At 63.3% G+C, this 12,166-nt stretch carries 14 protein-coding genes and 1 other RNA gene; 10 read left to right on the top strand and 5 right to left on the bottom strand.

Annotated features, from left to right (window positions below):
* Positions 1 to 7: 7 nt before the first annotated feature.
* Genes recA through ACSU1L_RS03570 form a run of 5 tightly spaced genes read left to right on the top strand, consistent with a single transcriptional unit; the run spans position 8 to position 4,819 of the window.
* Positions 8 to 1,063, top strand: a complete 1,056-nt coding sequence (gene recA, locus ACSU1L_RS03590) for a recombinase RecA (protein WP_438254802.1) — start codon at positions 8 to 10, stop codon at positions 1,061 to 1,063.
* 2 nt (positions 1,064 to 1,065) lie between these two features.
* Positions 1,066 to 1,737 carry a regulatory protein RecX gene (locus tag ACSU1L_RS03585; protein WP_439254744.1) on the top strand — a complete coding sequence of 224 codons (672 nt, stop codon included), beginning with the start codon at positions 1,066 to 1,068 and terminating at the stop codon, positions 1,735 to 1,737.
* Positions 1,738 to 1,792: 55 nt separating this feature from the next.
* A complete protein-coding gene (gene miaB, locus ACSU1L_RS03580; protein WP_439254743.1) occupies positions 1,793 to 3,343 on the top strand; it encodes a tRNA (N6-isopentenyl adenosine(37)-C2)-methylthiotransferase MiaB in 1,551 nt (516 codons plus the stop codon).
* Entirely contained in the window at positions 3,336 to 4,244 is a 909-nt protein-coding gene (gene miaA / locus ACSU1L_RS03575; protein ID WP_439254742.1) for a tRNA (adenosine(37)-N6)-dimethylallyltransferase MiaA, read from the top strand. Before miaB ends, miaA begins: the two co-directional genes overlap by 8 nt.
* Before the next feature lie 32 nt (positions 4,245 to 4,276).
* A complete protein-coding gene (locus ACSU1L_RS03570) occupies positions 4,277 to 4,819 on the top strand; it encodes a dihydrofolate reductase family protein (protein ID WP_438254795.1) in 543 nt (180 codons plus the stop codon).
* Here the strand turns inward: ACSU1L_RS03570 and ACSU1L_RS03565 are convergent.
* From ACSU1L_RS03565 to ACSU1L_RS03555, 3 genes are all read right to left on the bottom strand, one after another.
* Positions 4,783 to 5,013 (bottom strand): PLDc N-terminal domain-containing protein, encoded by a 231-nt coding sequence (locus tag ACSU1L_RS03565; protein WP_439254741.1) that lies wholly within the window; start codon positions 5,011 to 5,013, stop codon positions 4,783 to 4,785. The genes ACSU1L_RS03570 and ACSU1L_RS03565 overlap by 37 nt on opposite strands.
* Positions 5,014 to 5,095: 82 nt before the next feature.
* Entirely contained in the window at positions 5,096 to 5,500 is a 405-nt protein-coding gene (locus ACSU1L_RS03560; RefSeq protein ID WP_439254740.1) for a hypothetical protein, read from the bottom strand.
* Positions 5,497 to 5,955: an OsmC family protein gene (locus tag ACSU1L_RS03555; protein ID WP_439254739.1), complete on the bottom strand. Its 459-nt coding sequence runs from the start codon at positions 5,953 to 5,955 to the stop codon at positions 5,497 to 5,499. The genes ACSU1L_RS03560 and ACSU1L_RS03555 overlap by 4 nt, the downstream gene beginning before the upstream one ends.
* Before the next feature lie 63 nt (positions 5,956 to 6,018).
* Here ACSU1L_RS03555 and ACSU1L_RS03550 point away from each other — a divergent pair, with 63 nt between their 5' ends.
* Both ACSU1L_RS03550 and dapF read left to right on the top strand, forming a co-directional pair.
* Complete coding sequence (locus tag ACSU1L_RS03550) at positions 6,019 to 6,699, top strand: ArsR/SmtB family transcription factor (RefSeq protein WP_439254738.1); 681 nt, start codon at positions 6,019 to 6,021, stop codon at positions 6,697 to 6,699.
* A 9-nt stretch (positions 6,700 to 6,708) separates the two neighbouring features.
* On the top strand, positions 6,709 to 7,581 hold the full coding sequence (gene dapF / locus ACSU1L_RS03545; RefSeq protein WP_439254737.1) for a diaminopimelate epimerase: 873 nt from the start codon (positions 6,709 to 6,711) through the stop codon (positions 7,579 to 7,581).
* A gap of 22 nt (positions 7,582 to 7,603) precedes the next feature.
* Here the strand turns inward: dapF and ACSU1L_RS03540 are convergent, their stop codons facing one another.
* A complete protein-coding gene (locus tag ACSU1L_RS03540; RefSeq protein ID WP_438254786.1) occupies positions 7,604 to 8,245 on the bottom strand; it encodes a class I SAM-dependent methyltransferase in 642 nt (213 codons plus the stop codon).
* A 59-nt stretch (positions 8,246 to 8,304) separates the two neighbouring features.
* On the opposite strand from ACSU1L_RS03540, the gene hflX reads away from it, so the two are divergent.
* Positions 8,305 to 9,810, top strand: a complete 1,506-nt coding sequence (gene hflX, locus ACSU1L_RS03535; RefSeq protein ID WP_439254736.1) for a GTPase HflX — start codon at positions 8,305 to 8,307, stop codon at positions 9,808 to 9,810.
* 23 nt (positions 9,811 to 9,833) lie between these two features.
* Here hflX and ACSU1L_RS03530 read toward each other — a convergent pair whose 3' ends face one another.
* Positions 9,834 to 10,502, bottom strand: a complete 669-nt coding sequence (locus ACSU1L_RS03530) for an SIMPL domain-containing protein (protein ID WP_439254735.1) — start codon at positions 10,500 to 10,502, stop codon at positions 9,834 to 9,836.
* A gap of 126 nt (positions 10,503 to 10,628) precedes the next feature.
* Between ACSU1L_RS03530 and ssrA the strand changes: the two genes are divergently transcribed.
* Both ssrA and ACSU1L_RS03520 read left to right on the top strand, forming a co-directional pair.
* Positions 10,629 to 10,998: a transfer-messenger RNA gene (ssrA, locus tag ACSU1L_RS03525) on the top strand.
* A gap of 745 nt (positions 10,999 to 11,743) precedes the next feature.
* Positions 11,744 to 11,944 (top strand): hypothetical protein, encoded by a 201-nt coding sequence (locus ACSU1L_RS03520; RefSeq protein ID WP_439254734.1) that lies wholly within the window; start codon positions 11,744 to 11,746, stop codon positions 11,942 to 11,944.
* Positions 11,945 to 12,166: the final 222 nt, after the last annotated feature.

Here is a 12,166-nt window from a genome sequence, read left to right as displayed (position 1 = left end):
GCACATGATGGCATCATCCGCAGACCGCGAGAAGTCCCTGGATTCAGCTCTCGCCCAGATCGACCGGCAGTTCGGAAAAGGCTCGGTCATGCGACTGGGCAGCGACGAGCGCGCGCCGGTTGCCGTCATTCCGACAGGCTCCATCGCCCTCGACGTCGCTCTTGGCGTCGGTGGTCTCCCGCGTGGCCGCATCGTAGAGATCTACGGCCCTGAGTCGTCGGGTAAGACAACGTTGACGCTGCACGCTATCGCGAACGCGCAGCGTGGCGGCGGCATCGCCGCTTTCATCGACGCTGAGCACGCACTTGACCCGGAGTACGCGAAGAAGCTCGGTGTTGACATCGATGCTCTTCTCGTCTCCCAGCCAGACACCGGTGAGCAGGCTCTCGAGATCGCCGACATGCTCGTGCGCTCTGGCGCCATCGACCTCATCGTCATCGACTCGGTGGCTGCTCTTGTGCCGCGTGCTGAGATCGAGGGCGAGATGGGTGATTCTCACGTGGGTCTGCAGGCACGGCTCATGTCGCAGGCACTACGCAAGCTCACGGGTGGTCTGAGCCAGACGAACACCACGATGATCTTCATCAACCAGTTGCGCGAGAAGATCGGTGTCTTCTTCGGTTCGCCGGAGACCACTGCCGGTGGCAAGGCGCTGAAGTTCTACGCTTCGGTGCGACTCGACATTCGTCGCATCGAGACGATGAAGGACGGCACCGAGGCTGTGGGTAACCGCACGCGGGTCAAGGTCGTGAAGAACAAGATGGCTCCGCCCTTCAAGCAGGCAGAATTCGACATCCTGTACGGCACGGGAATCTCCCGTGAGGGGAGTCTCATCGACTTCGGTGTTGAGCACGCTCTCGTGAAGAAGTCGGGCTCCTGGTACACCTACGAGGGCGATCAGCTGGGACAGGGCAAGGAGAACGCCCGTAACTTCCTGATCAAGAACGCTGACATCGCTCTGGAGATCGAGACGAAGATCAAGCAGAAGCTCGGCATCGGTGGCGCGAAGGCAGAAGAGGCGCCTGCGACTGCTGATGAACTCGCACAGCGTCGTCCGGCCTGATCATGGCTGACGGAAACGGGGGCGAGTCAGACCTCGCCCCCGTGATCCCGCTGTTCGGCGGGAAGCTTGTTCCGGCGTCGAGCCTGCCTGTGCGGAGAGCTCACGCTGAAGGCGGTAGCGAAACACACATTGACGACGAGCGCGACAAGAACGACGACCGCGAGCACGACGAAGCTCGGAGCGCTGCCGAAGAGGCACTCGTGCGCAAGCTGCGTGCGCGTTCTCTCTCCCTCTCCGAGGCACGCCAGATACTTCGCGGTAACGAACTGAATTCTGCGCAGATCGATGATGTGATCGACGACTTCTGCCGACGCGGCTACCTGGACGATGCGGCCCTTGCCGAGCAACTGGTGGCCTCTGGCATCGAACGCAAGGGCCAGGGGCGCATCGCGCTGTCCCGTTCGCTCGCACAGCGCGGCCTCCGTCGTGATGTCATCGACGCTGCCCTGGGCGAGCTTCCCGACGATGATGCCGAACGCGCGCTGGAGTTCGCGCGAACGAAGGCGCGCTCGCTGTCACGGTTGGACTTCGAGACAGCATTGCGCCGGCTTGTCGGGCAGCTGGCACGCCGGGGTTACGGCGGCTCTGTCGCCATGACGGCTGCGCGGACGGCGCTGACCGAAGCGTCCCTGGGCACGCGGTCCAGCGGGGTGCGTTTCGTCGATTCGGAGTGACGATCTTCCCGGCTTCGGAGAGAGTCCCGGTTTCCGCTCGTAGAATGGTTGCACCATGATTACTCCGCGCAGTGAACCGACGATCATCACGGCCTCGTCGGCGGCCGTCGACGCAGACGGACAACAGCGAACCTACGAAGTGCGCACGTTCGGTTGCCAGATGAATGTGCACGATTCCGAGCGCCTGTCCGGCTCGCTGGAAAGCGCCGGATACCTCCGAGCAGACAGCGGCGCTGAAGCCGATGTCGTCATCATCAATACCTGTGCTGTCCGCGATAACGCCGCAGGCAAGCTCTACGGAACCCTCGGCCACCTCGCCTCGGTGAAGCGGCGCAAAGAGGGCATGCAGATCGCCGTGGGCGGCTGTCTCGCCCAGATGGACAAAGAAGCAGTACTCGATAAGGCCCCCTGGGTTGATGTCGTCTTCGGCACACACAACATGGGTTCGCTGCCCGGTCTGTTGGAACGTGCTCGTCACAACGGCGATGCTGAGCTGGAGATCCTGGAATCGCTCGAGGTATTCCCCTCCACGCTGCCCACCAAGCGCGACTCTGCGCACAGTGGATGGGTGTCGATCTCCGTTGGCTGCAACAACACGTGCACGTTCTGCATCGTCCCGAGTCTGCGGGGCAAAGAGAAGGACCGTCGCCCCGGTGACATCCTGAACGAGATCCGTTTGCTCGTCGAAGACGGCGCAATCGAGGTCACGCTGCTCGGCCAGAACGTGAACTCCTACGGTGTGGAGTTCGGTGACCGCCAGGCGTTCAGCAAGCTGCTGCGCGCAGCAGGTCAGATCGAGGGGCTCGAGCGCATCCGCTTCACGAGTCCGCACCCGGCTGCGTTCACCGACGACGTCATCGACGCGATGGCTGAGACGTCGAACGTCATGCCACAGCTGCACATGCCGCTGCAGTCTGGCAGCGATCGCGTTCTGAAGGCGATGCGTCGCTCATACCGCAGTTCGAAGTTCCTCGGCATTCTCGACAAGGTGCGCGAGCGCATTCCGTACGCCGCGATCACCACTGACATCATCGTGGGATTCCCTGGCGAGACCGAAGAAGACTTTGAAGACACGATGCGCGTGGTCGAGCAGGCCCGCTTCGCGAGCGCCTTTACCTTCCAATACTCGATCCGCGAGGGAACGCCAGCGGCGACGATGGAAGATCAGGTTCCGAAGGCTGTTGTGCAGGAGCGCTACAACCGTCTGCTCGCGTTGCAGGAGCGGATCTCGCTCGAAGAGAATCAGGCGCAGGTCGGTCGCGAGGTCAACGTTCTCGTCTCAGTTGGCGAGGGCAAAAAGGATGCCGCGACACACCGGCTGACGGGGCGCGCTGAAGACGGCCGTCTCGTGCACTTCGAAGTCACCGAGGGATCGCAGCTGCCGCGTCCCGGTGATGTGGTGACGGTGAAGATCACGCACGGCGCACCATTCCACCTGCTTGCGGACGACCCGGCCGGTGCTCCGCTGCGGGTTCGTCGCACGCGCGGCGGTGACGCCTGGGATCGTTCGCAGGCCGAGTCCTGTGGCGTGCCCGCCGCGGCCGGCGAATCTAGTGCTCCGCGAGCGGTTTCGCTCGGCCTTCCCACGCTGCGCGTCGGTGTCTGACACTCCTCGCGTCTGGGCGATCGTCGGAGCGACAGGCACCGGTAAGAGCGACCTCGCGCTGAATCTTGCCGAGGCTTTGCGAGCGCGGGGGAACTCCGCAGAGATCGTCAACGCCGATGCGATGCAGCTGTACCGGGGCATGGATATCGGCACAGCAAAACTTCCGCTCGCTGAACGTCGGGGCATCCCGCACCACATGTTCGATGTTCGCGAGGTGGATGAGGAGGCCGCGGTCGCCTGGTACCAGCCGCTGGCACGGGCCGCGATCGCCGACATCCATGCACGTGGTGGGGACGCGATTCTGGTCGGCGGTTCCGGACTGTATGTATCGAGCGTCATCTTCGATTTCCATTTCCCACCGCGCGATCCTGCCGTACGTGAGCGACTCGCACTCGAACTGGAGGAGCAGGGAGCTCCCGCGCTCTTCGCCCGGCTGCAACAGGCCGATGCCGCGACGGCAGCGCGCATCGACTCGAAGAACAGTCGCCGCGTGATGCGTGCCTTGGAAGTTATTGAACAGGGCGCCCAGACACACGGTGCGGCTCTGCCGGAAGAGCCACGGCTGTGGCACCCGGACACCCGAATCGTTGGCCTGCACGTCGATCGTCCGGAGCTCGTCGAGCGCCTCGACCGCCGCGTGGAACGGATGTGGCAGCAGGGGATTCTTGGCGAGGTCGCTCTGCTTCGCGAAGCAGGCCTGGAACGCGGTACGACCGCCCCACGAGCCATCGGTTACGCCCAGGCGCTCGCGCAGCTGGCAGGGGAGAAGTCAGAGGCAGACGCGATCGCCGAGACTCAAGCGCTGACGCGACGCTACGCACGCCGTCAGGTTTCGTGGTTCAAACGCTATCCGGACCTGGAATGGGTTAGCCCTGGAACGGATCCAGCGGACGTGATCTGACTGATGTCGGTGGTGGATGCGAACGTCCTTGTATGGCGACTCACTATTTCACCGCGTCCAGCCTCGACGGCTTCATCGCGACGACAGATCACTCACTCGATTGGCTCCTGAAGCAGGATGTCGATCCAGACGGCGCGATGGCCTATCAGCAGTTCGAGAAGACGATCGGCGCGCTGGCGATGGGAGCTTCCACCTACGAGTGGGTGCTGGAGCATGAGCAGGGCCAATGGGGTTACACCCAGCCCGCCTGGGTGTTCACACATCGCGACCTTCCCGTGCCGGATGGCGCGGAAGTGACGCTCACTCAGGCGCCCATCGCCGAGGTCCACGCAGCAATGACAGTAGCTGCAGGAGAGCAGGATCTCTGGATCATCGGTGGCGGTGACCTGGCAGGCCAGTTCGCCGACGCCGGTCTGCTCGATGAGGTCTGGGTGCAGTTCGCACCGGTTACCCTCGGAGCAGGGGCCCCGCTGTTCCCACGCGCGCTCGATCTCGAGCTTTTAGACGTCGCCCGTAACCGTGATTTCCTTTGCGGACGTTACCGGGTATCGCGTCTGATACCGAATACGAAGTAGACGGCGGGACCGATCCAGTTCACCAGAATGACGGGGATCCAGGCGGGCTTTGCGCCCCGTAGCTGAATGTCCGTCCGATGTGCCAGATCCCAGAATGCCAGTGCAGCGAAGGCGACCTGCACGATTCCGAGCACTCCGAGCGCCGCTTTTCTCGCCGGGCTCACCTGGCTGATGTCTTTCTTCTTGCGTCCCATGTCATCCTCCTGACTCCATCCTCGACCTCAGCCGCTTCGCACGCCAGAGCGGGGCAGTATTCGCTGTAGAGTTCTGCGGCAGTCAGCGGACGTCCCAAGCAGAAGCAATCTGCGTGGCGCGCAGGTGCTGATCGGGCGGTACGACCAGGACCAGTCGGTGGTCGTGATCGCTGTACTGCACGAGAATCTCGATGCCCGCATCGGCGAGGATGCGAGTGAAGGCGCCGAGCTGACCTGCTTTCCCCTGATCGAGTCTCAGCATGACGACGTCGCTGATGATGACGGGGCCGATTCCGTGGGCATTCAAAGCTTCGACTGCGGCGTCGGCATCATCCACGAGGAAGTGCGCGATCGATGCATCCTGATACGTAAACACGCCCCCGCCCTCGAGGCTGACACGCGCGGCTCCGAGGACCTCGCCGAACTCCGCAAGAGAGCCCGGATCCGTGCGCAGCAACAGGCCGATGTCCCGCAGCACGACGCTCACGCTACGACCACCGTCGGCCGGAGCTCCACGCTGGATCGGAGAGAGTTCGCGATGTAGCAGCCTGCATGAGCGGCGTTGACCGCGTCGAGAACTTCTGCGCTGTCGGTGCCCCGGAGGACGGTGATCACCGGTTGCAGCACGATGCGCGAGATCGCAGCAGGGGATACTCGGTCATCCATGAACCCCCGAGCCGTGTCCGTGTAGTCGTGGACATGGATCCCGCGCATCGCCGCTACCGCGAGAAAGGACAGAAGCTGACAAGAGCTCGTGGCTGTGACAAGAAGCTGTTCCGGATTGAGCAGGGTCGCATCGCCGCGGAAAGCGGGGTCTGCCGACAGGGCCAGTACCGCGTCAGTCGGAGCCACTGTTGCCGTGTGACCACGGGAGTACCCGCGATAACCATCGGCAGTCGAGCCGTGCCAGCGGAGAGCGGTGTCGTATGTGTGGAGTGTCATGCTGGCACGATACTGCGGGGACGTTTCGGGATGTACCGAAGTGTGCTCGGGTACGATGGCGCCATGTCACGCGACCTCTCCGTGATCGGGCGTGCGCTGTCAGCACCGACCCGCTCCGCCTTCCTCAACATGCTGATGGATGGTTCAGCCCGTCCTGCCGGGGAACTATCCGCTGCTGCCGGCGTCAGCGCGTCGACAGCGAGCGAGCATCTTTCGGCGCTGCTCGACGCCGGCCTCATCGTGTGCACACCGCGTGGGCGTCAGCGCTTCTATGCCATCACGGACGCCGACGTAGCGAGTGCGCTGGAACGCCTGGGACATCTGTGTCCGCCGGCACCGGAGATCACGTATCGACAGGCGGCCGGAGCGCGAGACCTTGCTCATGCGCGGCTCTGCTACGACCATCTGGCAGGAAGACTGGGAATCGCGCTGGCCCACAGCCTGGTCGAAAACGGGTGGCTCGCCACGGATCTGGTCGATGTCACGGAGCGAGGCGCCGCGCATCTACGCGCACAGGGCATTGAGGTGAACGAACTCTCCCAGGCGCGCCGACGCCTGACCCGCGGTTGTCCGGACTGGACCGAGCGCAGACCCCACCTCGCAGGATCATTGGGATCTGCAATCGCGCAAGCATTCATCGAACGCGCATGGGTGGTTCGACGGCCGGTAGGTCGCGGAGTGGACATCACACGTGCCGGCCACCTGGCACTGAAAGAGATCTGGCGGGTGTCCGATCCTCTTTAGACTGTTCCCATGGTCGCATTCACCAAGGGACATGGCACCGGCAATGACTTCATCATCATCGCCGATCCGGATGGCGAGCTGGAGCTCACCGCCGAGCAGGTGGCCGCACTCTGTGACCGCAACTTCGGTATCGGCGCAGACGGCGTGCTGCGGGTCGTGCGCTCCGCCGTTCTCCCGGAAGGCCGGGCCTCGCTTGCAGAGGAGCCCGCAGCCGAATGGTTCATGGACTATCGCAACGCCGATGGGTCGATCGCCGAGATGTGTGGCAACGGCATCCGTGTCTTCGCGCACTATCTGGTTCGCGCCGGACTCGCGACAATCGAACCCGGATCAACACTGCCGATCGGCACGCGCGCCGGAGTGCGCGATGTGACCAGCAGTGGCACCGGCTATCAGGTGGATCTCGGGCGCTGGCGTCTGTCCGGAGACGATCCTCTCGCCAAGGCTCGAGGCCTCGACGTCGCACGCCCAGGACTAGGCATTGACCTGGGCAACCCGCACGTCGTTGTCGCGCTGGCATCCGACGAGGAACTGACCGGACTCGAACTCGAATACATTCCGGAGCTCGAGCCCCAGCTTTCGGCTGGCGCGAATGTGGAGTTCGTGGTCCCGGGAGAGCCGCTCGTGCGCGACGGTGTCGGGCACGTGAAGATGCGCGTGTTCGAACGCGGCGTGGGGGAGACCCTCAGCTGCGGCACCGGGGTAGCGGCCACTGCGCTTGCCGTGCGCTATTGGGCGGGCGACCGTGCACCGGATAACTGGCGCGTCGAGACGCCCGGTGGCGCCCTCGGGGTACGGATGTTCCCGGCTGAGGACGGCGAGCACGTTGCTCTTTCCGGACCTGCACAGTTGGTCTACACCGGCACGATCGACCTCGTCTGATGTTCGAATGCCAGAGTCTCACTCAGACCAGGGAGATCGGCTCCGTCGGTGGGGTTCCGTGCTTGCGGATCTTCAGGATGCGATAGCCCTTGCCTGTTGCCGTCCGGAACACGCTGTACCCCGGGGTGAATGTCGCGCCGAGCCAGCGTTGGAGGGAATCTGCGCCGAGGTTGCGCTGCACCACCAGCCACGCATCGCTTGATTCATCGAGACGCGGGATCCAGCGTTCCAGCATGTCGTGGAGCACATTCTTCCCGACGCGTATCGGCGGATTCGACCGGATGGTGCGAAAAGCGATGTCATCGGGAACATCGTCGGGAAGCACAGCGTTGACATTGGTGAGGCCGAGAGCATCGGCATTGCGTCGGACGAGATCGAGCGCACGCTCATTCACGTCGACTGCCCAAACTGTCGCATGCGGAGAGGCTAATGCCATGGTGATAGTGATCGGCCCCCAACCGCTTCCGAGGTCGAGGAAGTGACCACTCGGCGGTAGCGGTGGCATATTGCTGAATAGAACTGCGGTACCGGCATCCAAGCGGTCAGGACTGAAGACGCCACCAGCGGTGGTCATCTCGAGTTCACGGCCTGCGAGCGTCACCGGGATGGTACGCAGGTTCTCCGCACTTGCCGGGGCCGCAGTGAAGTAGTGATCGGACCCCATAGAGCGAGCGTACCGGAGAGCCGGGTTAAGGTTAAGGCGCGGCACACAGAAGGCAGAGGATGACGAAAGCCAAAGACGAAAGTCACAACGACGACACCGTGAACCGGGTACTTGCGAGCGCAGAGACGCGCACGCAGGCGCGAGTGTTCGGTGCAGCCGAAGCGCTCCAGAGCGACGCCACCGCGACGCACGCGAACCGCGACGGAGATCAATGGGATCTCGCGGACAGGAACGCTCTCAGACGAGTCGGCGGCCTCTCGACCGAACTCGATGACGTCACCGAGGTCGAGTACCGCCAGTTGCGGCTGGAGAACGTCGTCCTGGTCGGTGTATACCCGCAGGGCGCGCAGACCGATGCGGAGAACTCGCTTCGCGAACTCGCAGCCCTTGCCGAAACAGCCGGTGCTGTCGTTCTGGACGGCGTCCTGCAACGGCGTCCGCAGCCCGACCCTGCCACGTACCTCGGACGCGGGAAGGCACTGGAGCTCAAGGATCTCGTCGCAGCCACCGGTGCTGACACCGTCATCGCCGACAGCGAGCTGGCGCCCAGCCAGCGGCGCGCACTCGAAGACGTCGTCAAGGTGAAGGTGATCGATCGCACCACGGTGATCCTCGACATCTTCAGCCAGCACGCCCAGAGCCGCGAGGGCAAGGCTCAGGTCGAACTCGCGCAGCTCGAGTACCTGCTGCCGCGGCTGCGCGGCTGGGGCGATTCCATGAGCCGGCAGGCCGGTGGCCAGGTCGGCGCCGGGGGAGCGGGCATGGGATCGCGTGGTCCCGGTGAGACGAAGATCGAGCTCGATCGGCGTCGCATCCGCACCCGCATGGCGATTTTGCGTCGGCAGATCCGTGATTTCGCGCCTGCGCGTGACGCCAAACGTGCTGAGCGCAAGCGCAACACGATTCCTTCGGTGGCCATCGCCGGGTACACCAACGCCGGCAAGTCGAGTCTGCTCAACGCTCTGACGAGCGCCGGTGTGCTGGTCGAGAATGCGCTGTTCGCGACGTTGGATGCCACGGTGCGTCGCTCAGAGACATCCGACGGTCGTGTCTACACGTTCACCGACACGGTCGGGTTCGTACGGAATCTGCCGCACCAGTTGGTCGAGGCGTTCCGCTCGACGCTCGAAGAGGTCGCGGGTGCTGACCTCGTTCTGCACGTCGTCGATGCCGCGCATCCGGACCCTGCCTCTCAGCTGAAGACGGTGCGCGATGTGATGGGCGATGTCGGAGCTCGAGACATTCCTGAGCTGGTCGTCTTCAACAAGGCCGATCTGGTCACTGACGACGAGCGTCTCGTGCTCCAGGGACTCGAGCCGAAGGCGCACTTTGTGTCATCACGCTCCGGTGAGGGGCTGGAAGCGCTGCGGGCTGCGATCGAAGAGGCATTGCCGAAGCCGGCTGTGGAAGTGCACGCTCTGGTGCCCTACGACCGCGGTGATCTCGTGGCGGCCGTTCACGAGACCGGTATCCTGCTCTCTTCGGAGCACGGCGAGAGCGGCACCAGCATCCACGCGCATGTGTCAGAGCGACTGGCGGCAGAACTGGCGCCCTTCAACCGCTGAGTAGGTGAGTACCTGGATGCCGCTCAGCTCGCGCTGAAACGGCCCTCCACGGTGGCTTCGATCACGATGTCGTCGGGTTCGTACGCCATCACCGGTGAGGATTCTTGCATTACGGAGAATGCCGCGCCGCGGGCCCGGAGCATCTGCGGTGCGGCCGGCGACTGATCCCGCGAGATGAGTCCGACGTCTGCGATCTCGAGGGGCACGACTGTGCTCAGGTTCAGCGCGCCGGCGTACGCCTGGGCGCGCGAGACCGCGACGCTGACGGCCGTTGCTGCCACCTCGCGTTCGATGCGGGCGCGCGTTTCTGGGGTGAGGTGCCAGTCGACGTTGCCGACGTCGACGCTCTCCCACGATGAGATCTCTGACACCCAGATGGAGAGTTCGGATGCTTCGATGAAGGTCGCCGTGAAGTCGACGGTGGCGTGGTACACCAGAGCGAGCTGTTTGCCTTCGTTGTTCCACGGGCGATCTGCGCGTACTGCCAGCCGCTTGCTGGACCACTCTGCCACGACGCCGGAATCCGCACGTTCGCTGATGCTTGAGCGGACCGGCTCGGCGAGGCTCAGAGCCTTGTCGACGACCGTAGCGCGGTCGGGGCCCTCATGATGGACAGAGACCCGGATGCGCGCCCGTTCGGGAGCAACTCGCGTCTCATTCTCGCCTCGAACGGTGATGATCACAGCAGTCATGTGCCGACTCTACGGCAGGAATAGCGTGCGCTCCGGATACGTTGTAGTCTGTGGTGCTCGGGTGCTTCGGTGCTCGAGGTGATAAATCCACAGAGTGACAGCGGTCCCTTCGCAAGAAGGACCCACGGGGCTGATCGGTTTCGACAGTGCTTGTGGACCCACGTGAAGCGGGCCGAGGATGCAGGGTTATCTCGTGAACGCTCCCTGCAAAACTATAGTTGCCGAAACAAAGCGCAACGACTTCGCCCTCGCTGCATAAGCGAGCCCGATAGTCCGTCAGACCGTATGTGATTCCGATACGGACCCTGGCGTCATTTAGGAATCTTGCTGCGTGATGGCGTCTGGACGTCACGTGGGACTCTTCCCAGGCTGGGCTCGTCGACTTAGGTGTCTGTGACAAAGGTCGGAGCCGAGCAGAACGTCTCTACAGACTGCGCCCGGAGAAGCCGTGAGCTCTCAGCGTTGGACGGGGGTTCGATTCCCCCCAGCTCCACCGTACCGCTGTCACAAATGAACCCCCGCCTTCCTTACTCTAGTAAGGGAACGCGGGGGTTCATCTGTGTCTGCGATGCTTTTCGGTTCCGAGAATGATCGGCAGGTCGACATCCTTTTGGGCGTAGAGTCCGGAAGTAACAGCAGTGCGCAAACGCGCGGAACGCGGTCTCAACCCACCGCGCGTTGACGCCTGCTTAGATCTCCCTCCGAACTACGCAAAGACCCCCACCTAGCCTTCGGGCCGGTTGGGGTCTTTCGTTGTGCCCGTACGCGTACTCACGGATAATCGCTTGCTAATGATCAGGATTTATCCAGCGATTGTGCATACTCTCGGATGTAGTTCAACGGTGGGGAGTTGAGCTAGACCCGCTGGGGTTAGTGGGTCAGGAGAAGGCAACCGGAGGGTGCGTCACTCCGCCGGGCACGGAGGCCCAGACAGATCAGCGCCCGACGTATTCGCGCCGCCCCCGCGTGAAGGTCATGTGCTCGGGATGTCTCGGGCCTTCGGGTACCGGGTGCGCGTCGTCGTAGTGCTTCTCTAGGTCAGCGTCTGACCCAGCCAGGAGGCCGCAGGCGCATCTCCATCATTGGAACGGGATGATCGCTGCCATCGCCCCAGCATCGTTCATCACGGGCTCATCCGCAGTGCATGGCTGGCAAATATCCGTCTTGTGGGGGATGTGCGCCATCAATGACCGTGCGTAGCATCGAATGATCCTGTCCCTCACGGAAGGTCCAGTCACGTCATGAGTTCACGCAACGCGCCCCAGGTCGCCGTCTGGTATTTCGTCGCGGCGACGTTCCTCTTCGCCTCAACGATCCTGTTCTTCCCCGACGCTGATGTCTGGGTCCGTATCGCAACGATCGTTGTCGGGCTTCTGATCGTCGTCGCTGGCGGCATCCAGCTCGGCAGGGAGATCAAAGCACGCCGACAGGAATCGCGCTGACAACCTCACCACCCTCGGATGATCGGGCCATTGAACTCGGGCGGCATCTCCACGTCCTGCGCCTGCTGCACATGCACACACTCTGGACACGCCCAACCGCCCGGAACGTCGCGCATCACGACAGCATCATCGGGGCCGTGTAGGAAATGTCATTGGTCCCCATGCTCTCGGACAAAAGTCCGCAGGGCGGGGACGGATGGTAGGTCGAGCCTCGGGTATGCG

Source organism: Microbacterium sp. A94, assembly GCF_051842855.1.
Classification (GTDB): Bacteria; Actinomycetota; Actinomycetes; order Actinomycetales; family Microbacteriaceae; genus Microbacterium.
The sequence above is the reverse complement of the archived record's forward strand: the minus strand, read 5'-3'. Positions and strand labels throughout refer to the sequence as shown.